The 23448-nt window shown below is 71.0% G+C and carries 18 protein-coding genes; 12 read left to right on the top strand and 6 right to left on the bottom strand.

Going from position 1 to position 23448, the window contains the following annotated elements:
* Positions 1 to 33 precede the first annotated feature (33 nt).
* The 7 genes from EP757_RS41540 to EP757_RS41510 are packed head-to-tail and all read left to right on the top strand — an operon-like array spanning position 34 to position 8700.
* Complete coding sequence (locus EP757_RS41540; protein WP_232050270.1) at positions 34 to 1386, top strand: glycosyltransferase; 1353 nt, start codon at positions 34 to 36, stop codon at positions 1384 to 1386.
* Positions 1383 to 3383 (top strand): ATP-grasp domain-containing protein, encoded by a 2001-nt coding sequence (locus EP757_RS41535; RefSeq protein WP_127553810.1) that lies wholly within the window; start codon positions 1383 to 1385, stop codon positions 3381 to 3383. The genes EP757_RS41540 and EP757_RS41535 overlap by 4 nt, the downstream gene beginning before the upstream one ends.
* The gene (gene wecB / locus EP757_RS41530) at positions 3380 to 4531 is read left to right on the top strand and encodes a non-hydrolyzing UDP-N-acetylglucosamine 2-epimerase (RefSeq protein WP_127553809.1); all 1152 of its coding nucleotides are present in this window, start codon (positions 3380 to 3382) and stop codon (positions 4529 to 4531) included. The genes EP757_RS41535 and wecB overlap by 4 nt, the downstream gene beginning before the upstream one ends.
* A gap of 2 nt (positions 4532 to 4533) precedes the next feature.
* The gene (locus tag EP757_RS41525; protein ID WP_127554692.1) at positions 4534 to 5223 is read left to right on the top strand and encodes an HAD family hydrolase; all 690 of its coding nucleotides are present in this window, start codon (positions 4534 to 4536) and stop codon (positions 5221 to 5223) included.
* A gap of 10 nt (positions 5224 to 5233) precedes the next feature.
* Entirely contained in the window at positions 5234 to 5545 is a 312-nt protein-coding gene (locus EP757_RS41520) for a GNAT family N-acetyltransferase (protein WP_127553808.1), read from the top strand.
* Between the two features lie 55 nt (positions 5546 to 5600).
* Positions 5601 to 7793 carry an NACHT domain-containing NTPase gene (locus tag EP757_RS41515; protein WP_127553807.1) on the top strand — a complete coding sequence of 731 codons (2193 nt, stop codon included), beginning with the start codon at positions 5601 to 5603 and terminating at the stop codon, positions 7791 to 7793.
* Positions 7794 to 7845: 52 nt separating this feature from the next.
* Positions 7846 to 8700, top strand: coding sequence for a patatin-like phospholipase family protein (locus EP757_RS41510; RefSeq protein WP_232050269.1), 855 nt, complete (start codon positions 7846 to 7848; stop codon positions 8698 to 8700).
* Here the strand turns inward: EP757_RS41510 and EP757_RS41505 are convergent.
* Together EP757_RS41505 and EP757_RS41500 are read right to left on the bottom strand one after the other, a co-directional pair.
* Complete coding sequence (locus tag EP757_RS41505) at positions 8661 to 9428, bottom strand: LamG-like jellyroll fold domain-containing protein (RefSeq protein WP_232050268.1); 768 nt, start codon at positions 9426 to 9428, stop codon at positions 8661 to 8663. The two genes, EP757_RS41510 and EP757_RS41505, sit on opposite strands and share 40 nt — an antisense overlap.
* Before the next feature lie 81 nt (positions 9429 to 9509).
* On the bottom strand, positions 9510 to 11117 hold the full coding sequence (locus EP757_RS41500) for a M28 family metallopeptidase (protein WP_127553805.1): 1608 nt from the start codon (positions 11115 to 11117) through the stop codon (positions 9510 to 9512).
* 102 nt (positions 11118 to 11219) lie between these two features.
* Here EP757_RS41500 and EP757_RS41495 point away from each other — a divergent pair, with 102 nt between their 5' ends.
* Both EP757_RS41495 and EP757_RS41490 read left to right on the top strand, forming a co-directional pair.
* The gene (locus EP757_RS41495) at positions 11220 to 13016 is read left to right on the top strand and encodes a Xaa-Pro dipeptidyl-peptidase (protein WP_127553804.1); all 1797 of its coding nucleotides are present in this window, start codon (positions 11220 to 11222) and stop codon (positions 13014 to 13016) included.
* A 358-nt stretch (positions 13017 to 13374) separates the two neighbouring features.
* Complete coding sequence (locus EP757_RS41490) at positions 13375 to 13674, top strand: hypothetical protein (protein ID WP_160166023.1); 300 nt, start codon at positions 13375 to 13377, stop codon at positions 13672 to 13674.
* Between the two features lie 655 nt (positions 13675 to 14329).
* On the opposite strand, the gene EP757_RS41485 is transcribed toward EP757_RS41490, so the two are convergent.
* Genes EP757_RS41485 through EP757_RS41475 form a run of 3 tightly spaced genes read right to left on the bottom strand, consistent with a single transcriptional unit; the run spans position 14330 to position 19667 of the window.
* On the bottom strand, positions 14330 to 17614 hold the full coding sequence (locus EP757_RS41485; protein WP_127553802.1) for a BTAD domain-containing putative transcriptional regulator: 3285 nt from the start codon (positions 17612 to 17614) through the stop codon (positions 14330 to 14332).
* A 54-nt stretch (positions 17615 to 17668) separates the two neighbouring features.
* Entirely contained in the window at positions 17669 to 18343 is a 675-nt protein-coding gene (locus EP757_RS41480) for a TrkA family potassium uptake protein (RefSeq protein WP_127553801.1), read from the bottom strand.
* The gene (locus EP757_RS41475; protein ID WP_127553800.1) at positions 18333 to 19667 is read right to left on the bottom strand and encodes a TrkH family potassium uptake protein; all 1335 of its coding nucleotides are present in this window, start codon (positions 19665 to 19667) and stop codon (positions 18333 to 18335) included. Before EP757_RS41475 ends, EP757_RS41480 begins: the two co-directional genes overlap by 11 nt.
* Positions 19668 to 19868: 201 nt before the next feature.
* On the opposite strand from EP757_RS41475, the gene EP757_RS41470 reads away from it, so the two are divergent.
* Both EP757_RS41470 and EP757_RS41465 read left to right on the top strand, forming a co-directional pair.
* Entirely contained in the window at positions 19869 to 20831 is a 963-nt protein-coding gene (locus EP757_RS41470; RefSeq protein ID WP_232050267.1) for a polysaccharide lyase family 1 protein, read from the top strand.
* 110 nt (positions 20832 to 20941) lie between these two features.
* Positions 20942 to 22015 carry a hypothetical protein gene (locus tag EP757_RS41465; RefSeq protein WP_127553798.1) on the top strand — a complete coding sequence of 358 codons (1074 nt, stop codon included), beginning with the start codon at positions 20942 to 20944 and terminating at the stop codon, positions 22013 to 22015.
* Here EP757_RS41465 and EP757_RS41460 read toward each other — a convergent pair.
* Positions 22005 to 22676 carry a DUF5947 family protein gene (locus tag EP757_RS41460; protein ID WP_127553797.1) on the bottom strand — a complete coding sequence of 224 codons (672 nt, stop codon included), beginning with the start codon at positions 22674 to 22676 and terminating at the stop codon, positions 22005 to 22007. The two genes, EP757_RS41465 and EP757_RS41460, sit on opposite strands and share 11 nt — an antisense overlap.
* A 258-nt stretch (positions 22677 to 22934) precedes the next feature.
* Here EP757_RS41460 and EP757_RS41455 point away from each other — a divergent pair, with 258 nt between their 5' ends.
* A complete protein-coding gene (locus tag EP757_RS41455) occupies positions 22935 to 23396 on the top strand; it encodes a carbohydrate-binding module family 20 domain-containing protein (protein WP_127553796.1) in 462 nt (153 codons plus the stop codon).
* The last annotated feature ends 52 nt before the right edge of the window (positions 23397 to 23448 follow it).

Genomic DNA, 23448 nt, shown 5'->3' with positions numbered 1-23448 from the left:
GCGCTCCCTGCCGGAAGGGGGCGCCACCGCCGCGTGCCGGACCACTTCCGGCGCGGCCTGCTCACCCATGCCCTGATCCTCGTCGCCGCGTTCGCGCTGGCCGGAGTGGATCGGACGCTCGGCTGGGCGGCGACCGTGCTGAACATCGTGTTCCTGCTCTTCTTCTTCCGGCACCTCGCGTTCGCGGTCTCGGCGGCCCGCTGGGCCGAACGGGACCTGGACGCCCCGGTCATCGGCGTCGAGACCTACACGCCGTCGATCGCGGTCCTCGTCGCTTGCAAGGACGAGGAACTGGTCGTCGACGGCATGGTCGCGGCGATGCTCGACCTGTCGTATCCGCCTGATCGCCTGACGGTCGTCGTGGTGGACGACGCCTCCACCGACGGGACCGGCGCGAAACTCGACGCCTGGCACGCGGCGAATCCCCGGCTCAAGGTCCTGCACCGGCAGCCCGGCGCCGGCGGTGGCAAGTCCGGCGCCCTCAACGACGCTCTCGCGCTGGTCGACGCCGAGATCGCGGTCATCTTCGACGCCGACCACCAGCCCGAGTCGAGCGTTCTGCGCCGGCTCGTCCGGCATTTCCGGGATCCGCGCGTCGGCGCCGTGATGGGCCGCTGCGTCGTGCGCAACGGCGTCGAGTCCAATCTCGCTTCGACGATCTTCATCGACTACCTGTCCGGGTATCTCGTGAACGAGTACGGCCGGCAGGCCCTCTTCGAGCTTCCCGCGTACGGCGGCGCCAACTGCGCGGTCCGCACCGACCTGATCAGGGCGCTCGGTGGATGGAACCCGCACACCGTCACCGAGGACACCGACCTCACGCTGCGGCTGCTGCTCGACGGGTACCGGGTCCGGTACGACTCGACAGCCGTGGACTTCGAGGAGGCCGTGCTCTCGAACAGCCGGTTCTGGCGGCAGCGGTACCGGTGGGCCCGCGGTCATCAGAAGTGCCTGCGGGATTACTGGCGGCCGGTCCTGCGCAGCCGTCACCTGTCCCCGATGGAGAAGCTGGAGACGATCCTCTTCCTCTGGGTCTATCACGTGCCGGTGCTGTGCGGGGTGGGCCTGGTGCTGATCGGGCTGCGGGCCTTCGGGATCGGCGGGGCGTCCTTCATCCAGATGATCTCGCTGTCGGCGTTGCTGTTCGCGGGACCGTTCACCGAGCTGGCGGTAGGACTGGTGCTCGGCAGGGTGTCGCGGAAGGCCGTGTGGATGCTGGTCGGATTCATCCCCGCGTTCGGGATGTCGATCCTGACGGCCACCAAGGCCTACGCCGACGGGATGTGGGGGACGACCTACAGCTGGTCGAAGACGGCTCGGTCCGGTGCGACGAGCGCGGTCGTCGCCGCGCCGGCTCCCGCCGTACCGGAGAGAGCCGCCGCATGACCCTCATCGCCCGCCGCCTCGATCATGCTCTGCACCAGCGGGCATCGCGACGCCTGGTGCCGGCCGCGACGACCCGCCGCCGCCAGCTCGTCATGATCGAAATGGGGCTGGCGGTGGCCGGCTGCGTGAGCGGCTACCTGCTCTTCATCGACTGGGCCCGGCACTTCGAGGTCCGCATCTGCGAGCAGATCATCATGGCGATGGGCGTCGACCGGGTGTCGGCGGCGCTGGGCGACTCCTTCATCGTCTTCGGCCCCGGATTCGAACCGGTGACCGCCACGATGACCGGCTCCTGCTCGATCCTGTCCAGCGTCCTGGCTCTCGCCGCGCTGGCCGTCATCGTGCTGCGCGAACGCCCTCAGGTCCTGGCCGGTTTCCTGGTCGCGAGCGTCTTCGTCCTCGCCGCCAACCAGCTCCGGCTCCTGCTGTCGCTGCTGGCCGGCCGGTACTTCGCCGTGGACGCGCTGGTCTTCTTCCACGACTGGATCGGCGCGGTCATCAATTTCGCCTACACCCTGATCGGACTGCTCATCATGATCGGAATGACGATGTACGACGCCCAGCGCGCCGAGCAGGACCACACGGGACGGCACACCGCGGACCGGCCGGAGGCCTGGGCGCGTCCCGGGCTCGGCCACCGGGTGCCGCTCGCCGATGAGGACGCGCCGAAGGCGTCGAAGGTCCAGGTGGCGGCGTTCCTGCACCGCAAGATCCTGCCGCGGGCGCTGTCGGTGCGGCTGGCCCGGCGCCGGGAGCGGACCCGCGTCGACTACCGGGTCGGTCACGAGAACGCCGCCCGCCGCGCCGCCATCGTCCGCGAGCTCGCCGGCAAGGGTCTGGGCGTGCACACCGCGACGCTGCTCGCGGTGGCCACCCACGAGACCGACCTGGGAGTGCTGGACGCGCTGGCCGACGCGGTGGCGGCCCGGCAGTGGGAGCCGATCGCCAACCACGACGTGATCGCGTTGCGGCTCTGGGCTCGTGCCTGGTTGATGCGCACCCCCACCGCCGAGTCCGTCGCCGGCACCGGCCGGTTGATCGCCGTCACGGGTGCGGGCGGCCCGGCCGGTGTGGCGGTCATCCAGGCGCTCCAGGGCGCCGGCGACGAGGTTCTCGCCCTGGACGCCAACCCCGACGGGGTCGGGCTCCGTCTCGCCGGTCACTCCGCGGTGCTTCCGCGAGCAGACCATCCCTCGTACGCCGGGAAGCTGCTCGCGGTCCTGCACGAACGCCGGCCTCTGGCGCTGGTCTGCACCGTCGCCGAGGAATACCACGCCCTGGCCCCGCTCTCGGCACGCCTCGACGAGATGGGTGTCCGTACCTGGCTTCCCGACCCGGCCTCCGCGGAGACCTGCCTCGACAAGATCGCTTTCGCGACCGCGCTGCACGCTGCCGGCGTGCCGCATCCGGCGACCGCCTGGACCGCCGACACCGCCGGCCTGGTCCCCGGCCCGTGGGTGGTCAAACCGGCCCGCGGCCGGGGCAGCCGGGACGTGGTGTTCGTCGACGAGCCGGCCGACCTGCCGCACGCGTTCTTCACGGTTCCGGGCGCGATCGTGCAGACCCGGCTGGACGGCCGGGAGTTCACCGCCGACGCGCTGGTCGCCCGGGACGGCCGGATGCTCGCCTGCGTGCCGCGCTGGCGGGACGAGACCCGCGGCGGCATCTCGGTGCGCGGCACCACGTTCGCGTCCCCCGAGGTCACCGCGATGGTCGCGGCCACCCTGCGGGCCGTCGGGCACAGCGGGCCCGCCAACGTGCAGGGCTTCGTCCACCCGGACGGGACCGTGACGATCGTCGAGGTCAACCCGCGGTTCTCCGGCGGCCTGCCGCTGACCCTCGCGGCCGGCGCGGACGTGGTCGGCACGTACGTCGCCGGGATCCTCGACCCGGCCGCCGACCTGCCCGAACTGACGTTCACACCGGGGATGCGGATGGCCCGCTACTTCAGCGAGGTCTTCTACACCTCCGCCGATCTCGTAGGGGCCGCCCGATGAGCAGCAAACGAATCCTCGTCCCGTTCGGCACCCGGCCGGAGGTGATCAAACTCGCGCCGGTCGTCGCCGCTCTGCGCGCGCACGGGCACACGGTGGTGACCGTCGACACCGGCCAGCACACCGACGCCGCGATGGCGGGCGACGTACAACGGGATCTGGGTCTGAGGCCCGACGTGAGCCTGACCCTGCCCGCCGACGGGAACCGGCTCGGTGCGGTGCTGTCCGGCGCCGACTCCGTTCTGAGGGATCATCCGGTCGACCTCGTGCTCGCGCTGGGCGACACCCACACCGTCCCCGCCTACGCGCTGGCCGCCCGAGCCGCCGGCATCCCGTTCGCCCACCTCGAAGCGGGCCTGCGCAGCTTCAACCCGCGCAGCCTCGAAGAGGTCAACCGCCGGGTCGCCGCCGCCACCGCGCAGCTGCACTTCGCGCCGACCGGCCGGGCCGCAGGGTTCCTCGCCGAGGAGGGCGTCGACGCGGACCGGATCTTCATCGTCGGCAACCCGGTCATCGACGCGCTGCGGAACCGGGGCATCACCCCGGTCGCCCCGGCCGACCGCACCGGCGTCCTGGTGACCGCCCACCGCGCCACGAACGTCGACGACCCCGCCCGTCTCGCCCGGCTCATCGACGTGGTCGCGCGGCTCGCCGACATCGGCCCGGTACGGTTCCCGATCCACCCGCGCACCGGCGCCCGCCTCAGCGAGTTCGGCCTGGCCGAGCGGCTCGCCTCGGTGCCCGGCGTCACCTGCGAGGATCCGCTGCCGTACGACGAGCTGCTCCGTGAGCTGGCCACCAGCCGGGTCGTGGTCACCGACTCGGGCGGGCTGCAGGAGGAGGCGTCCTACCTCGGCGTCCCGGCCGTCGTGCTGCGCCGCTCCACCCCGCGCTGGGAGGGCGTGGAGACCGGCACGTCGGTGCTCACCGGCATCGGCAGCGACGAGGAGGCCGACCGTGCCGTGGCCGCCGCGCACCGGCTCAGCCAGCCGCTGATGCTGGCGCACATCGCGGCGCTGCCCTGCCCGTACGGCGACGGCAACACCGGCCTCCGGGTCGCCGAGCTGCTCGCCGACCCGGCCGTGGAAGCCCTGCTCCGGCTCGACGAACCCGACTACACCGAGGGGCCGCTGCCCTGGGCGATGGCGTGACGATGCCGTTCGCGGGCGTTTCGGCCGTGGTCGTGGACCTCGACGACACGCTCTACCCGCAGGCCGCGTACCTGTACGGCGCGGCCCGTGCGGTCGGCCGGGCCGGGGCCGAGGCCGGTCTCGACCCGGTGCGGCTGGGCCGCGCGGTGCGGCGGCAGCTGGTCGCCGGTTCGGATCGGGGCGGGACCATCGATCGGGCGCTTCTGGCGTACGGGGTGCCGCCGGACGCCGTCCCCGGACTCGTACCGGTGCTGGTCGCGGCGTTCATCGGCTACCGTCCCCGGCGGCTGCCCCTCTTCCCAGGGGCGGCCGCCGCGCTGGCCGCCCTCACCGAGCGCTTCCCGGTCGCCTGCCTGACCGACGGCAATCCGCAGATCCAGCGGGCCAAGCTGGCGGCGGCCGGCCTCACCGGCGCCTTCACCACCGTGGTCATCACCGACGAGCTGGGCGGCCGCGCGGCCCGCAAACCGCATCCGGCGGGCCTGCACGAGGCGGCGGCGCGGCTGGGCGTCCCGCCGGCGAACCTCGTCATGATCGGCGACCGCCCGGGCAAGGACGTGGCGGTCGCCGACGCGCTGGGCGCCCGGTCGATCCGGGTGCGCACCGGTGAGTACGCCGGCGCCCCGGACTCGCCGGCCGCCACCGCCGTCGTGGGTGACATGACCGGGGCCGCGGCTCTGCTGCTCTCCTGAGCGTGCTTCCATGGGAACCGTGAGCATCACGGTGACCGACGCGCCGGAGCGGGAACGCTTCGAGGCGCATGACGAGGACGGCACGCTGGCCGGCGTCGTCACCTACCAGCTGACCGGCAACATCGTCGTCTACACCCACACGAAGGTCGAACCGGCCTTCGAGGGCCACGGCGTCGGCGCCCTCCTCGCCACGGCGGTGATGGACGACGCGCGCGCCCGCAACCGCACCGTCGTGCCGATCTGCCCCTTCCTCAGCGAGTGGCTGGAGAAGCACAAGGAGTACGACAAGCTGGTCGCCAGATCCACCCGAAAGGTCAAATAGGACCGAGACCCGATCTGCGAGAATCGGTGGCCCCGTCATCTGGTGGAGCCGCCGCATGGGTCGTGGTCTACTTCGCTTCCTGCAGATCGTCTTCGGCACCGTGGCCGGCCTCGTCATCGTGCCGGTGGCGGTCAACATCGGGACGGGCGGTGAGCCCCCGGAGTGGATGCGGCCGTTCGTGACCTGGCTGTGGCCGGTCGCCGGGATCTGCGTGGTCGTCGTCGCGGTCCTCGAGTACCTGTCCCGCAGGGACGACCGCCCGCCGCCCTCGATGGTGACGCTGCATCCGGACGACCCGCGCAACGCACCGCTCGCGCTCGCCCAGGTGACCCACTACATCAAGGGACGGCGGAAGGTCGGCCTCGACGAGAGGGTGCGGATCGCCCTCGACCTCGACGAGAGGCCCGAGACGGTACGCCAGACCGTCCACCTGGTACGGCGCCTCAGCGGCGACGAATTCCAGCTGTCCGACCAGCACGGGATCGCCGACGTCTTCGACGAGATGGGCGGCTCGCTGCTGATCCTCGGCGCGCCCGGCGCCGGCAAGACGACTCTCCTGCTGGACCTGGCCGCGATGCTGGCCGAGCGCGACGACGAGGACCGGATCCCGGTCGTCGTCGACCTCGCCGACTGGTCCCGCTCCGGCAGCTCCCGGCTTGCCCTGTTCGGCCGTGGGCAGGGCGAACCCCGCGACTTCACCGCCTGGCTCCTGTCGTCCCTGCGGCGGCGCTACCAGATCCCGGCCGCGGTCGGCCAGGCCTGGCTCCGCGCCGACCGGCTGATCCTCCTGCTCGACGGACTCGACGAGGTGAGGGAGTCACACCGCGACCGCTGCGTCGCCGAGATCAACAGGCTCCAGGAGGAACGGCGCGTCACCCGGGTCGTGGTGTGCAGCCGGGAGGGCGACTACACGCAGCTCGGCGGCCGGCTGCGGCTGCAGGGCGCGGTGTCGATCCGGCCGCTCACCCGCGACCAGGTGATGACCTACTTCGACCGGGTGAGCCCGTTCTTCGCCCGCACGGTCGAGGCCCTCCGCCACGACGACGAGCTGTGGGAACTGCTGACCACACCGCTGATGCTGCACATCATGGCGCTTGCCCAGAGCGACGCCACCATCTCCCGGGCGACCGAGGGCAACCGCCGCGACCACATCTTCGACGCCTACCTGATCGAGGTCCTGGCACGGCACCGATCCAGCCACGGCGGTACGCCGGAGCACGCGCTCCGAGCACTCCAGCTGCTCGCCGAGGGGTCCCGGAAGAGCAGCGCCGGGGTGCGTGTCATCAGCCCGGATTCGGACAACTACCACGAGATCGTGAGCAGCCGGGGCGGCCTGTGCGGGTCCGACCGGATTCTGCCGCTCGTGCTCTTCGCGTGGAGCATCGCTGTCGTCGCCGCTGTCGCCGCGCGGACCACCGGCGTGCTCGCTGTGGGCGTGGCGGCCCTGTTCACCTACGTCCTCATCCAGGCCCATATCGGCGCCAAGTGGAGTGCTGCGCCCGTCCGCCGCCCGCTGGCGCTCGCCGTGACCACTCTGACCCTCGACGCCGTCGTTCTCGGCGTGATGGCTGCCGCTGTCCGTGCCGGCGACCTGATCGAGGTGCGGTCCCGCCCGGTGACGGCCGGTCTGGCGGCGGCAGCCGTCGTCGCCGCCGTCGCCGTCGTGTGGACACTGTTCAAGAGCTGGAAATGGGCTGGTGCAATAGGCGTCGCCGGTTCACTCCTGGTGGCGGCGGTGCTGCGGTTCGGTCTCGCGCACCAGGCGATCGAAGGCTGGATCATCGGGTTGGCCGCGATGACGACCCTCGTCCTGCAGTTCGCCCTGATGCTCGACACGCCCGACGATTCCGGAGCGGCTCCGTCCCGGGTCTTCCGCTGGACGTACCTGTCCGCCTCCGTGATCGGCATGCTCGCTGCCGTACTCGCCTTCTCCGGCGTGTGGTTCGATTCGATTGCCGCCGGCGTCGTGGGCTTCCTCCTCGGGGCGGTCGCGGGGTTGCTGCCCGGCGGTCTTGCCGGGGTGGCGCTCAGCGCGCCGGCCGTCAAGATCTCCATGTACATCGCCGGGGATCCGGTCCCCTGGCGGCGGCGGTTCCTCGCCTTCGCCGCCGACCGGAGCATCCTCACGCACACCGAAGGCGAATACCGCTTCATCCACCTGCTGATCCGGGATCATCTCGCCGACTGTGACCCGCTCCGGCTCGCTGCCATGGTGGACAAGCGGCGGGCGGAGCTGCCGGTCGCCTGATGGGGCTGGACACACCCGCTTGCCACGGTGAAAGGGCCTCCCGCAGGGTGTGATGATGGACGTGGAAGAGACGCCGGGGATCAGGATCGGGCTGGCGCTCGGTGGGGGTGCGGTCCGGGGCGCCGCGCACGTCGGGGTGCTCGACGAGATGGTCCGAGCCGGGCTGGAGCCCGCGGTGATCACCGGGACCAGCGCCGGGGCCCTGGTCGGGGCGCTCTACGCGGCCGGGCAGACGCCGTCCGAGATCCTCAAACTGGCGCAGACGCTGCGGTGGGCGCGACTGGTCCGGCCGGCCCGTACGAGGAAGGCGCTCTTCGAGACGAGCAAGCTGGGCGCGTTCCTGGAGACGGCGCTCGGCAACGCCACGTTCGACGACCTGGGGCTGCCGTTCGCGGCGGTGGCCTGTGACCTCGCCACCGGCGGCGAAGTGGTGATGCGGGAGGGGTCGGTGGCTCAGGCCGTGCTCGCCAGCGCCGCCGTGCCGGGCGTGTTCCCGCCGGTGGACCGGGACGGGCTGATGCTCGTCGACGGGTCGCTGGTGAACATCGTGCCGGCCGGGGTGGCGCGGCGGCTCGGCGCGGACATCGTGGTGGCCGTCGACGTCTCCGGCCCGTTGCCGCGCCGGCCACCGGCCACGATCCTGCACATCATGGTGGCGGTCTCCACGTTGCAGCCGGGCGGGACGGACAACCTGGCGAACGACGCCGACCTGGTGCTGACGCCGGACGTGGACGGGTACGCGTTCTGGGAGCTGTCCCGCATCCCCGAGTTCTCCGACGCCGGGCGGGCCGCCGCCGCGGAGGCGATGCCGCTGCTCAGCGCGCTCAAGGACGCCGCGGCGGCACGGAAGGCCTGGGAGCTGGCACGTCAGCCGACGGCCACCCAGACGTCGTCGAGCAGTCCGTGATACTGGTCGTTGTCGCCGTAGGCGCTCTTGCCGCCGAGGCTCAGCGGCTCCTCGTTCACCACTGACAGATCGATCGGCACGGTGACCATGCCCTGGACGGTCCCGTCGACGTAGATCGCGAGGTTCGCGCCGTGCCGGCGGCACTCGATGGTGTGCCACCGATCGTCGGCGACGGTCACCCGCGCCAGCACCAGGTGGATGGTGGCGCCCGAGACGAGCGCGCAGCTGGGATGCCCGGATCGGCCGTCGACCTGCAGCTTGTACTGGCTTCCCTCGGTCGAGTAGCCCTTCTGCATCAGGTTCTGCCCGTTGCTGGTCCGGTTCGGGGCCAGGCGCATCGTGGCGCCGTAGCGGAACGGCCGGGCGGCGGGGTTGAGGTCGGCGGTGGTCACGGCCCGCAGGACGAGGCGGCGGCAGGGTGCCTTCCTGCGGCAGGGATCAGGGAATCGTACGGCGGACCCGGCCTGGTGATCGACCAACTCGGCAACGGCGCCGTTGCCGGTCACCGGCTTCAGCGTGTGGCCGTTCCCGGAGGCGTCCGCCCAGGCCGCCGCCCCGGCGCCGTCGAACGGGAAGCGGGCCACCACGACCGGCGGCGGAGGCGCGGGGACCCAGAAGGCCGCGCCGGAACGGGGCCGGGTCCGTGCCGCGGTGGTGGCGGCCAGCAGAGTCGCCAGGACGAGCAGTGCCCCGGTGAAGAGGACGAGGCGAGGGCGGAAGCGTTCCACGTACGATCAACGCGCCCGGAAGGACCAGGCAGCGGGCCGCGCCGGAACGACGCAGCCCGCCCCCTGGTTTTGATCTTCGAATCAGTCCGCCGGGTGGTGCTGCGCACCGCCACCGTCGGTGACGAACGTGCCCTGCGGGCCCGCCGGCGCCGGCAGCTTGATCGGCTTGCCGGGAACCTTCCGGCCCGGCACGCCGTTCACCGACTCGGTCGAGTAGGCGAAGGTGAGCTGGGCGAACGCGATCAGATCGCTGTTGACCTCGAGCGCGTCCAGATCAAGGTTGTCGATGTCGTCGCAGGCCTGGTGGTAGCAGGGGTCGAAGGACTCGCCCGCGACACCGCCCCAGATCTGCTGCTGCTCCTCGGTCTTCACGACCTCGGCGCCGGTGAAGAGGCCACCCGACGGGATGCCCGCCTCGATGAACGCCTGGTAGTCGCTGCGGCCGGAGAACTCGGCGTCGTCGTAGGGCTCGTCCTTCCAGGTGTAGTACGACTCGTAGAGATCCTCGATCGCCGTCGAGCCGGGCGGCACCACGACCGGGGCCGGGAACGACGACTCGTCGGCGTCGTAGACCTGGAAGATGTAGTTCGGCGAGCCGACCATGTCGTAGTTCAGGTAGAGCGCGATCCGGTCCCGCTCGGCCTGGGTCAGCTGCTCCACGTACGCCGTCGAGCCGATCAGGCCCTCCTCCTCGGCGCCCCACCAGGCGAACCGCACGGTGTTCTGCGGCTTGATCCGCGCCATCTGCAGCGCGGTCTCCAGGATCGCCGCCGAGCCGGAGCCGTTGTCGTTGATGCCCGGCCCGTCACCCACGCTGTCCAGGTGGGCGCCGGCGAAGACGACGTTGTTCCTGTTCTTGCCGGGCAGTTCGGCGATCACGTTCACGTCGGTGCGGGTCTCCGACGGCAGCACCCGCACGTGCGCCGTCGAACCGGCCTGCGCCAGCGCGGAGCCGTCGGCGAAGCTCGCGCCCACCACCGGGATCGTGACCGGCGGGTTGTCGCCCAGGGTGCCGACGATCAGGCCCTCGCGGGTCGGGTCGTTGCCCTGGTTGAAGATGACCACTGCCTCGGCGCCGGCCGCCTCGGCGTTCTGCGCCTTGATCACGAAGGAGCAGGCGGTGCCGTCCGGCAGCGTGCCGCCGCGCTGGATCAGCGCGACGTCGTTCGGCCCGCTGAAGTCCAGGCCGGTGAAGTCGTCGGCGGTGCACCCGCTGGTGGAGGCGCGGTCGCCGGTCAGGTTGACGTCGACCGGGATGACCGGGCCGGTCACGTCGCCGGGTGGGCTGTTCGTGAACGCGCCCGTCTCGTACTCCGCGTTCACCGGCGTGAGCTGCTGCAGCAGCGCCGGGAAGACGAACTGGAACTCGAACGGGTCGAGGGTGACCTTGTAGCCGGCCTTGCGCAGCAGCCCGGAGACGTAGCGGACGCTGTCCGCGTACCCCTCGGTGCCGGCCGCGCGGGAACCCGGGTAGTACGCGTCGTCGTTGTTGCCGGCGATCTTCTGGAACTTCTGGAGGTGGCCGAGCACGCCCTGCAGCGTCACGCACTTGAGCAACTCGGCGTAGGTGTCGTTGGCTTGTTTCGTACATGGGTTGCCGTGGCCGTGGCCGCCCGCTGTCGCGGCGGCGCCCGGGACGACCACTAGGGCGGTGGCGGTCGCCGCCGCAGCAAAGATCCTCAGCTTCATCGCGGATTCTCCTGTCCACATCGGAACACGCCGACCGTAAACGATGGCTCCGATCGATGCATCATCCTCTTGGTGATCGATACTTGGCGATATAGTGCGGCGATGCGATACGTCTTGGCGCTCGTTCTGGTCGTCGCGTCTCTTGCTTTCTCGCCGCCGGTGTCCGCCGCTCCTCCGGCCGGCACGCAGCCGATCTACGACTACGCCTCCGCGATCCGCGAGCAGGTGTGGGTGGAGGCGCCGGTGGACAGCGACGCGGACGGGTCGCCGGACCGGGTCGCCGTGCGGATCATCCGGCCCGCGATTTCTTCGAAGGTGCCCGCGATCTTCCAGGCCAGCCCGTACTACGCCGGCCTCAACGACGTGCCGAACCACGACGACATCGACCGGGACGGCGGCCTGACCGTCGGGTCGGCCGCGATCGCCGACCGGGCGCAGAACATCACGTTCGCCGGATATCTGGACAACTACTTCGTGCCGCGCGGGTACGCGGTGGTCTTCGCCGACAGCCTCGGGACCGGTGGCTCCACCGGATGCCCGACGTCGGGCGGCCGCAACGAGACCCTCGGCGCCAAAGCGGTGATCGACTGGATGAACGGGCGGGCGCGCGCGTTCGACGCCGCCGGGAATCCGGTCGCCGCGAACTGGGCCACCGGGCGTACCGGCATGATCGGCGTCTCCTACAACGGGACGCTGCCGAACGCCGTCGCCGCCACCGGCGTCCGAGGCCTGGAGACGATCGTGCCGATCGCGGCGATCTCGTCCTGGTACGACTACTACCGGGCCAACGGCGGTGTGGTCGCGCCGGGCGGGTTCCAGGGCGAGGACACCGATGTGCTGGCCAAGGCGGTGCTGACGCGGTCGAACCCTGAGGTTTGCGCCTCAGTGATGGCCGATCTCGAACGATTGCAGGATCGCGAGACCGGCGACTACAGCGCGTACTGGGCCGAGCGGGACTATCTGCGCGATGTCGGCAAGGTGCGGGCCAGCGTCTTCCTGGTGCACGGCCTGCACGACGACAACGTGCGGACACTCCAGGCCGGCCAGTGGTGGGACGCCCTCGCCGCCCGCGGCGTGCCGCGCAAGATCTGGCTGCACCAGGCCGCGCACACCGACCCGTTCAACGTGCGCCGGCAGGTCTGGCTCACCACCCTCAACAAGTGGTTCGACCAGTGGCTCTACAAGATCGACACGGGGATCATGCGGGAGCCGATCGCCGACGTCGAGACCGCGCCCACCGTGTGGCAGACGTCCACGCGCTGGCCCCTGCCCGGTGTGCCCACGTCGCTGCGGCTCGGCGACGGCACCCTCGGCGGCGGGTGGTCGCACGCCCGGCAGAGCTTCGTCGACGACCCCTCCCGGACCGCTTCCGACCTGGTGTCCTCACCCGGCGACGACCCGAACCGCCTCGTCTACCGCACCGCCCCACTTCCAAGATCAACCCGCATTTCCGGTACGCCTACCGTGACCGTGCGCGCCAGCTTGGCCGGGGAGTCGCCTTACCTGACGGCGATGCTCGTCGACTACGGCACCGCTGATCGCTACGCCGGACTTCGCACCCTGACGACTCAGGACTGCATCGGACCTGGCATCGAAGGGGATCCTGGCTGCTTCTTCCAGCGCGAGTACGTGACCGCTTCCACGCCTTTCGAGATCGTCTCGTACGGCTGGCTGGACGTCCGCAACCGCCTCTCGCAGTCACACAGCGTCCCGGTCGTGCCCGGCCGTGAGTACACCTTCCACTGGGACCTCCAGACCACCGACCACGTCTTCGCCGCCGGCCACCAGTTGGGCCTAGTGCTCATCTCGACCGAAAGAGATCACACGCTCCGCTATCCGGCGGGCACCGTGGTGAACGTCCGCCCCAGTCTCTCGAACCTGCAGATCCGCCTGAGCTGACCCGGTCGGCTCTCCGTGCCGGTGGAGGGCTGCGGGGCCTGGCGGACCCGCGGCTCTCCACGAAGCAATACCTGCGTTCCGGCGGCGCTGTTGGAGGCCGAGCCCTCCAAGATCCCGGCTCGTGTGCGACTGGGCGCTCTCCCCACGCGTTGCCGTGCTCTCTCCCGTCCTCCCCGCGATCTTGGATGCCGACGGCCCAGCGGATCCGGTAGTCCACGCCGCGCATCGGTGCAGCCGGGTTCGTGGAGTGTTGTGGGGCCCAGGGCACCTGCAACTTTCCACTGACTGGCGATGTTCCAAGATCCCTGGACTGTTCTGTGGTGGTGGCGCGGAGACTCGGATTCCCCGCGCGTCGCCGTTGCCGTTGCTGTCGCTGCCGTCGCCGTTGCTGTTGCTGTCGTTGCTGTCGCTGCCGTTGCCGTTGCTGTCGCTGCCGTCGCCGTTGCTGTTGCTGTCGCTGCCGTTGCTGTCGCTGCCGCTGCCGTCGCCGTCGCTGCCGTCGCCGTCGCCGCCGCCGCCGCAGCCGCCGTTGCCGCCGCTGTTGTCGCTGTTGTCGCAGTCGCAGTCGCAGCCGTTGCCGTCGCGTCGCCTGTCTCCGCGATCTTGGATGATGGTGGCGCCCATGCGGGTGTGCGGATTCGCTGAAGAGCTGCGATGAGCATGGCGGTGAGGTCTCACGGTGAGTATCCGGTGCACCTTGGCGGGCGCCGTCGTCAAAGTCCGCCCGGTTCCATCGAACTCGCACATCCGCCCCGGTCGCATCGGTTGGCAACGCTGAGCGCCGGTGCAGCCGGGTTCGTGGAGGACTGTGGGGCCTGGAGCACCTACAACTTTCCACTAACCTGCGAAGTTCCAAGATCTGGGCTTCCCACGCGTTGCCTCAGCCGTCGCCTGCTTCCGCGATCTTGGGTGATGGTGGCGGTCGGCGTCGTGTATCGGAGTGGCGTGTCGGACGGACCGGCGGATGGCTCGGCGAGCGAAGGGCCGGTGAGTGGAGGGCCCGGTGAGTGGAGGGGACGGTGTGCAGAGAGGTCGACGGGCAGAGAGGTCGGTGAGTGGAGGGCCCGGTGTGTGGACGGGGCGGTATGCGAAGGGGTCGGTGTGTGGAGAGGCCGGTGTGAGGAGGGGCCGGTGTGAGGAGGGGCCGGTGTGAGGAGGGGCCTGGTGTGTGGAGGGCCCGGCGGACGGAAGGGCCGGCGTGCGGAGGCACCAGTGACCGGACGACCCGGCGGGCGGACGGCCCGGTGAGTGGAGGGGCCGGTGAGCGGAGGGGCCGGCGACCACCGTCAACGCGGCTGAACCCGGAGCGCGGTCTAGGAGGACGCCGGGCCGAGGGACAACCGGGACGGCTTGACACGGGTGAGGGCTGCCGGCGATTCCAGGCCCCAGCCGATCGCGTACGCCTCGCCGAACCCCGCGTCCCCCAGGGCTGCCCGGACCTTGGCCGAGATGGCGGCGACATGCAGGTCGGTGTGGTCGTGTGAGCCGCGCAGGCGGGCGGCCGCACCCAGCAACAGGGCTGCTTCGCGGTGCTGGCCGCGTAGTTCGGCGAGACCGCCGGCGGTCACCGCGACCATTGCCATGATCGGCATGTCCTGGGTTTCGACGGCTGCGGTGTAGGCGAGTTCGAGTTGTCGTTCGGCGGTGTCGGCGTCGCCGCGCCGGAGGGCGAGACCGGCTCGTACGCTGCCGATGATGGCGGCGCCGTGATCGCCGCCGACGACCGGGAGGTTTTCCACGCCGAGTCCGGTGGCGGCCCGGTCGAGCAGTGTCTCGGCCCGGTCGAGGTCGCCGAGGACGATCAGGAGTCCGGCTTCCAGGGCGTCGACGAGCAGCATCATCTCGAGGGACGCGGATCGTTCGGCGCGGGCCCGGGCGGAGTTCACCGCGGCCCGGGCCTCGTCCTGTTCGCCGCGGCGCATGTGCAGGTCGGCCCAGCGCAGGTCGATGAAGACTTCGTCGGCGAGGTCCATGGCGCCGAACTGCCGGGCCAGCGCCCGGGCCTGGGTCAGGTCGGCGAGGGCGCCGTCGAGGTCGCCTTCGTACTGGCGCAGGAGGGCTCGCAGTGGCAGCACCGTGGCTTGTCCCCACCGGTCGCCGGCCGCGGTGAAGCCGGCGAGCCCGTCCGCCACGTCCGCGCGGAGGCGTACGAGGTCGCCGTTGTTCTCTGCGATCTGCGCCCGGAACATCCTGGACAGCGCCGCGATCCACGGGTCATCGCCGTTGATCATGCGGTTGATGCGTTCGTCGGCGGCGTCGTTCTCGCCGGCGAAGTAGAGCAGCGCGCTCGCGGTCGCCCCCTGCGGACCGGGCAGCAGCTCGTGCCGTTTCAGCCGCTGGGCCAGCGCGTGCAGGCGTTCCCGCCGTTCGGCGGCGGTCTCGGTCAGGTAGGCCGGCTCATGCCCGGTTCGGTTGATCATGAGGACGGCCTCGGCGCAGTCGGCTTCGACCTCGTCCCGGGCGCCGGGCACGGCGAGGGCCGCGGAGAGCCAGTACGCCGCGTCGGCGTCGCGGCCGAACATCTGCCAGAACCAGCAGAGATCGAGGGCGAGCCGGATCGCGGCCCGGGCGTCGCCCACATCGCAGAAGTGGCGCAGGCCGCTGAGGATGTTGTCGTACTCGGCGTTGATCACCCGCAGCGCGGTGAGCTGGTCGCGGGTGCGCAGCATCGGGTCGTATTCGGCGATCAGCGCGGCCAGGTACGCCGCCGCCCGGCCTCGGGTCGCGGTGAGGACGCCCTGTTCGGTGAGGCGCTCGATGCCGTACTCGCGCAGGGTCTCCAGCATCCGGTAGCGCCCGCCGTCCGGCGCGAGCTGCAGCAGCGACCGGTCGACCAGAGCGGCCAGCAGGTCGGCGGCGTTCCCACCGAAGACAGCGGCCGCCGATGAGGCCGTGACACCACCGGGCAGCACGGCGATCCGCTCGGCGAGAGCCCGCTCGTCGCCGGAGAGCAGGTTCCAGCTCCAGGCGATCACCGCGCGCAGCGTGCGGTGCCGGGGCTGCGCGGTGCGGTTGCCGGTGGTCAGCAGCCGGAACCTGTCGGAGAGGCCGGTCGCGAGCTCGGGCAGCGCGAGCGTGCGCAGCCGTGCGGCGGCGAGTTCCAGGGCGAGCGGCAGGCCGTCGAGGCCGCGGACGATCTGGACGACGTCGCGCACGGTGGTCTCGTCGACGGCGAACCCGGGCCGGACCGCCGCGGCACGCTCGGCGAAGAGCCGCACGGCCGGTGTCCGGGCTGCCTGCGCCGGTCCGGCGTCCGCCGGGGGCATGCCGAGCGGACCCAGCGGTACGAGGGACTCGCCGTCCACCGCGAGCGGCTCCCGGCTGGTGGCGAGGATCCGCAGCTGCGGGCAGCGCACCAGCAGCGCACTGGTCAGGTGGGCGACGGCGTCGATCAGGTGCTCGCAGTTGTCGACGACGAGCAGGATCTCCCGCCCGTTGAGCCGGTCGGCGAGCACGTCGATGTCGTCGCGTTCGCCGCGGGCCCGGTTCGCGGTCTCGAAGAGCGCCGATCCGCGGAGTCCGGCGGCGGCCACGACGGCGGCGCCGACCTTCGCGGCCTCGGTCACCGACGCGAGATCGACGAGCCACGCGCCGTCCCGGTAGTCAGCCCCGCGCCGCCGCGCCGCCTCCATCGCCAGCCGCGTCTTGCCCGCCCCGCCGGGACCGAGAACGGTCACCAGCCTCCCCGCCGACAGCAGCGCGTCCACCCGGGCGAGATCGTCGTCGCGCCCGATGAAGCTTGTCAGCGGTGCCGGCAGGTTGCTTCTGGTCACCCCAGGCGCTTCACCAGGGCTTTCTTCCTTCGGCACGTCGGGAGCACCGCGAAGTAACAGCAGATGCCGGTCCCGGAGCGCCGCCCCCGGATCCGCGCCCAGCTCGTCCGCGAGCCGCTCGCGTATCCCCTCGTAGACCGCGAGAGCGTCGCCCTGCCGGCCCTGAGCGGCGAGCGCGTCGATCAGCAGGGCGGCCAGCCGTTCGTCGAGCGGATGGTCGGCGGCGAGGGCAGTGAGTCGCGTGCTCGCGCGTTCCGCGTGACCGAGAGCGATCTCGGCCTCGGCCAGGTCGGCGCCGGCCGCCACGATCACGGCGGCGAGACGGGTGGACTGCGCCGGGGCGACCTCGGCGAGCTCCGGGGCGAGCGGGCCGCGCAGCAGGGCGGCGGCCTCACCGAGCGGGTCGCGTAGCAGGGCGGCGGCCTCGCCGAGCGCACCGGCCGCGCCGGCCGGGTCGCCGCCGCGCAACCGGTCCCGGCCGGTCGTGGCGAGCTGCTCGAACCGCAGCACGTCGACGTCGATCGGGTCGACGGCGAGGCGATAGCCGCCCTCGGTCTGGACGACCGCGTCGCCGGCGCCGAGCAGCCGGCGCAGCCGGGACACCAGGGACTGCAGGGCGTTGGCCGGGTCGGCGGGCCGGTCCTCGGGCCAGAGAGCGTCGGTGAGCTGGGCCGGGGTGACCGGGCGGCCGCCCGCGACGGCGAGCCGGACCAGCAGGCCCCGGATCCGGGCGCCGGGCAGCGGGACCACGGCATCGCCACGGCGCACCACCAGCGCGCCGAGCAGCGTCACCCGCAGGTCCCCGCCGTCGGAGTTCCGATTCACCCACCGATCCTCTCGCGCCCCGCCGAGCGGCCCCAACCCCGGGTCGGCAGGCTCTCAGTTCTCCGCGGCGTACGCCTCGACCTTGGCCGTGTCACCGGCGACGATCAGAACGGCGCCGTCGGGGACCGTGGTGGACGGCTGGGCGTACACGAAATCCTCTCCGGGCCGCTTCGTGCCGACCACCGTGACCCCCCACTTGGTCCGCAGCGCGAGCTGCGCGAGCGTGCGCCCATTGGCGCCGCGCGGCGCACGGACCTTGGCGATCGCGAAGCCGTCGTCGAACTCGATGTAGTCGAGCATCCGGCCGCTGATCAGGTGCGCCACCCGCTCACCCATCTCCGCCTCGGGATAGATCACGTGGTCGGCGCCGACCTGCGACAGGATCTTGCCGTGCTTCACGCTGGTCGCCTTCGCCCAGATCTCCGGCACGCCGAGCTCGGCCAGGGCGAGCACGGTCAGGACGCTGGTCTCCAGGTTGGTGCCGATGCCGACGACCGCGCGCGGGAAGTCGTGGATGCCGAGCTGGCGCAGCGCGTCCTCGTCGGTGGAGTCGGCCTCGACCACCTGGGTGAGCCGGTCCGACCAGTCGAGGACGATACGCGGATCGCTGTCGATGCCGAGCACCTCGTAGCCCAGGCCGAGCAGGGCCTCGGCCACCGAGCCACCGAACCGGCCGAGGCCGATCACCGCGACGTTGGTGCCCTGGTGCTTGGTTTCCTTATCCGACAAGAGGTCGCTCCTCGGGATAGCGGTAGAGGCGGCGGCGGGTGTTCAGCGCGATCGCGGTGCCGACCGCGATCGTGCCGACCCGGCCGCAGAACATCAGCACGACCAGCACGAACTGGGCGGACGGCGGGAGGGTGCCGGTGACCCCCGTGCTCAGTCCGACGGTCGCGAACGCCGAGGTGACCTCGAACAGAGCCCGGTCGAAGGGGACGTTCTCGGTCAGCGCGTCCAGCACGACCGTACCGGTCCCGACCAGCGCCACACCCAGGAGCGCCACCGTCATGGCCTGGCGCTGCGTCTCCTCGGCGATCCGGCGGTTGCGGACCACGACGTCCGGCTCACCCCGGATCTCGGCCCAGATCACGTACGCGAGCAGCAGGAACGTGGTGAGCTTGATGCCACCGGCGGTGCTCGCACTGCCGCCGCCGATGAACATGAGGCCGGTGGTCGTCGCGATCGTCTCGCTGTTCAGCTGCGCCAGATCCACGCTGTTGAAGCCGCCCGAGCGGGTCATGATGTCCTGGGTGAACGCGGTCAGCACCTTGCCGGGGACGCTGAGCGGGCCGAGTGTGCCGGGGTTGCGCCACTCGAAGATCAGGAACGTGAGGAACCCGAAGACCGTGAGCAGCAGACTGCCGGCAACGGTGAGGAAGGTGTGCGTGGACCAGCAGTCCGGCGTACGCCACTCGCGGAACAGTTCGAACAGCACCGGGAAACCGATCGAGCCGGCCAGCACGCCGAACGCCAGCGGCAGGCAGATCCACGGATCGGTGACGAACCCGATGAGGCTGTCCGAGTAGAGCGCGAATCCGGCGTTGTTGAAGGCCTGCACCGCGTGGAAGACCGCGTACCAGACGGCCTTGCCGAGCGGGTAGTCGTACGAGATCCAGAAACGCAGGGTGAGTACGACGGCGATGGCGCTTTCGCACACGAGCATGACCAGCGCGACCCGCCGGAGGACGGCGGCGATGTTGCCGCTGGCCAGTCCGGCGCTCTCGGCCTGGGCCATCAGCCGGCCGCGCAACCGGAGCCGGCGCGAGACCAGCAGGCTCAGCAGGGTCGCGAGCGTCATGATGCCGAAGCCGCCGATCTGCGACAGCACGGTCAGCAGCACATGGCCGAACGTGCTCCAGTAGGCCGGGGTGTCCACCACCGAGAGCCCGGTGACGCAGACCGCGGAGGCGGCGGTGAAGAGCGCCGTCACGAAGGGCGCGTGACCTGGTTCGGCACGCGCGGCTGGCAGCATCATCAGGGCGGTGCCGACCGCGATCGCGCCGAGGAACGCGAGGGGGACGATTCGCGCCGGATGCTGCCAGGGTGATCGCACCCGAGGATTATTGCCGCTGCGACGCCCGGCCGCTGGGCACCGGCCCGGCGGCGCTCGGGGGTTGTTGCATAAATCCTGCAAACGGATTTCTCTTCACATCTATGGCGACCTATGTTTTTCTAGGCCTCGGGAGCGCTCCCGATATCCCCCAAGATCCGTATTCCCCGATACGGATCACGCTTTTTCGCATTGGAGTCTTCCATGCCTGGCCGAATCCCCCGGCTCGCCATGGTCGCCGCGTTGCCGATCGTCCTCACGGCAGCGGCGGCAGGTGGCGCGTCAGCGGCGCCCGTACAGACGTACGCCATCACCGACCTGGTCGGATGGGCGACGCAGAACGGCGGCACCACCGGTGGCGGGTCAGCCGCCACCACCACGGTGACCAGCGCATCCGCGCTGACCACGGCCCTCGCCTCGACGGCGGCCGCGAACATCCGGGTCTCCGGGACCATCTCCTGCAGCGGCATGCTGCGGGTCCGCTCCAACAAGACGATCATCGGCAACGCGGGTGCCGCGATCGTCGGCTGCGGACTCAACATCAACGGCGACCGGAACGTCATCATCCGTAATCTCTCTTTCCGGAATTGGAACGACGACGCGATCAACGTGCAGGAGTCGGCCACCAACATCTGGGTCGATCACAACAGTTTCAGCAACGGGTATGACGGCGCCGTCGACATCAAACGCGGATCCGATTTCATCACCGTCTCGTGGAACCGCGTATTCGACCACGACAAATCGATGCTGCTCGGCCACAGCGACAGCAACGCGAGCCAGGACGTCGGGCACCTGCGGGTGACCTATCACCACAACTGGTTCGACGCGTCCACGCAGCGGCATCCGCGGGTCCGCTTCGGCAACCCGGTGCACGTCTACAACAACTACTACTACAACAATTCCGGGTACGGCGTGGCCTCCACCGAGGGCGCCGGAGTCCTGGTCGAGGCGAACTCCTTCGAAGGGGTGGACGACCCGTACCACCTCGGTGAGGGGTCCTCCGACGCCGGCTCGCTCGTCGCCCGCAACAACCTGCTCGTCAACTCGGGCAGTGGGCAGACCGGCGGCTCGGTGGCGTCCATCCCCTACGCCTACACGGCGGACGCGGCCGCGAACGTGAAGTCCATCGTGACAGCGAACGCGGGCGCCGGGCGCATCAGTCTTTGACCCGTCCCCCTCGGCGCGGCGCCCTCCCCATGGGATCGGGGGGAGGGCGCCCGCTCTTCTCTGTCGTACTCCGCTCTTTTTCTGCCGTACCCCGGCGATAGTTTCCCCGGGTGACCGAGTTCGCCACTCTCCTGCACGCCTACGGCCGGGCCACCGACACCCCCGGCCACCTGGCCGCGCTCGCCTCCGGATCCCCGGCGGCGCTCGGCCACCTCTGGGGCGCGATCATCCACCAGGGCACACCGTGGACCGCCACGGCGCCGGCCGCCCTCGCGGTCGCCGAGATGGTCGGCGGCCTGGAGAGCCCCGACCTGCGGGCCGGCCTGCTCGAGTTCCTGGCCGCGGTCGCTGAGGCCGGCCGCCCCTACCCCCGGCTCACCGACCTGGCCCCACCACCGGGCTTCGACTTCGACGCCGTCCTGGCCGCAGCGCTCGAGGCAGGCGAGGAGGACGACCTCTACGGCGACGAGACGACGGCGAACGCCCTCTATCTCACGGCGGTCCAGGGCTGCTACGAGATCACCCCCACCCTCCTGACCACGGCCGTCGAGTCCCTCGCCGACCCGGCTCCCAGCGTCCGATCAGCAGCCGCCCATCTGGCCGCCGCCTGCGCGTCGCCTTCCGCCGCTTCGGCACTTGCTGTGTCGCTTGATGCGCTTGCGGCTCAGGCCGGGCCTGATGAGCGGGCGGCGCTGGTGCTCGCGATGGGTGAGCTCGGCCTCTCCCCGGCCGGCTATCTCGGCGACGCGCACCCGGGCGTCCGGGCCTGTGCCGCGCTGGCTCCGGCGCTCGCCGCCGACGCGCGTGCCACGGCCGAGCTCCTCGCGGCGCTGGGCGATCCGGCGGCGATCGAGTTCTGGTTCGAGCGCCGGCCGCCGCAGTTCCACGGCCACCTCCGATTCACGCTGATCGGCGCCGTCATCGAGCGCGGGGTCACCCCGGCCGACCTGCTTCCGGCGGCCCTGGCGGTGGTCCCGCTGGCGCACGTCTTCACGGTTCGTTCCGACTGGGGGCGGTTGCTGGTGGCCCTGCGCCCCGACCCGGCGGCCCAGCATCGCTACCTGGCGGCGCTGGTCGACCGACCCGACCTCTGGGATCCCCGCAACGGCACCGTGCGCTTGGTGTTCCGGGATGCCGGTCTGCCCTACGACAGGGAGGCCTGCCGTGCCCTGATCACCAACTGAAGGATTCTGCCCCGGGGGCGGCGGGCTGGCAGCGGGCTCGGAGGCGGGCCATGAACATCGCCAGGCTGCCGGTCGCCTCGGGTGTGGAGGTGAAGCCACGCCAGCTCGTTCTCAACAGGGCGGCCAGGTCGTAACAGGCGTCGACGGGGATCAGGAAGCAGCCCGCTCGGCGCAGGAAGAGCGCCTCCACATCGGGGCGGAGAGTGGCGAAGACCGGGTGACGGTTCAGCAGGCGGTCCCAGATCGGCGGCGGGAGTTGCTCCTCGGTGGCGCCGGTGGGAGCGGGGCCGCTGACGACCAGGCCCGTACCCGATCGGGTCAGGAAGGCCAGACCTGCGGGGACGCGGAGGTCGTCCCAGGTTTCCTGCGTCAGCACCTCGGCCGGGAATTCCAGATAGCGATCCGGCACAGACGACAGGCCGGATAAATCCGATTTGTCGTGACGCGCCAGTCTGTCGTGCTGCGCCAGTCTTCCGTGCTGCGCCGGTTCGTCGTGACGCGCCAGTTCGTCGTGGCATCCCGGGCAGCCGCACACCAGCGACCGCTGAGAGGCGTCGAACAGGTGGTGGTGGGCCGGGCTGATCGTCGTGGCGCAGATGCCGCAGCGCGGGCCGCTTGATCGAGTGCCGCGAACGGGCAGGACAGCGGTGGACGAGGTCATGGAAGCCTCCCGGGCCAGCAAGCCGGTGGGGCCTAGAGGCTAAACGCGGGACGGCGGCGATCCGCAAGCCCAGCCACTCCGACGGCGTAGAGCCGTTGAAAGAATTTTCATACCCGTTGAATGTGGCGTAGTGGTTGCGCATTGACGCAGCTCACGAAGCCCTTGTGCGGACCGGCGACGGCGACCACTGTGGATGGCGACCCGCTTGCTGCGCATCGGCGTACAGCAAGAAGTTTCAGATCTTTCGGAGGATGAACCATGAAGCGTCACCTCGCAGCGGCCGCCCTCGCCGGCGTCATCGCCGCCCCCGCTCTCGCCGCACCGGCGCTGGCGGAGACCCCGACGGCGCCGGCGGAGACCCCGGCGGCGGCCCAGGAGCAGACCGCGGGTGCGGCCGCCGTGGCGCCGATCGCCGCGACGTTCAACCTGGTCGCCGGGTTCACCGGTTTCGGGCAGAACGTCTACGTCGTCGGCAGCATCCCGGCGCTGGGCTCCTGGAACCCGGCGAACGCGGTGCCGCTCACCACGACGAGCAGCACCTTCCCGAACTGGACCGGCGGTGTGGCGCTGCCGGCGAACACCTACACCGAGTTCCAGTACATCGTGAAGAACGCCGACGGCACGGTCGCCCGCTGGGAGAAGGGCTACCAGCAGAACCGCTCCACGATCACCCCGCCGACCGGCACCTACATCACCCACGACACCTTCGGGGGTTACTGACCCGAGGAGAAGGGGCGCCGAGGGATATGGCCTAGATACCCCTCGACGCATG

This window comes from Actinoplanes sp. OR16 (assembly GCF_004001265.1).
Classification (GTDB): domain Bacteria; phylum Actinomycetota; class Actinomycetes; order Mycobacteriales; family Micromonosporaceae; genus Actinoplanes.
This window is presented reverse-complemented; position numbering and strand designations above follow the sequence as displayed.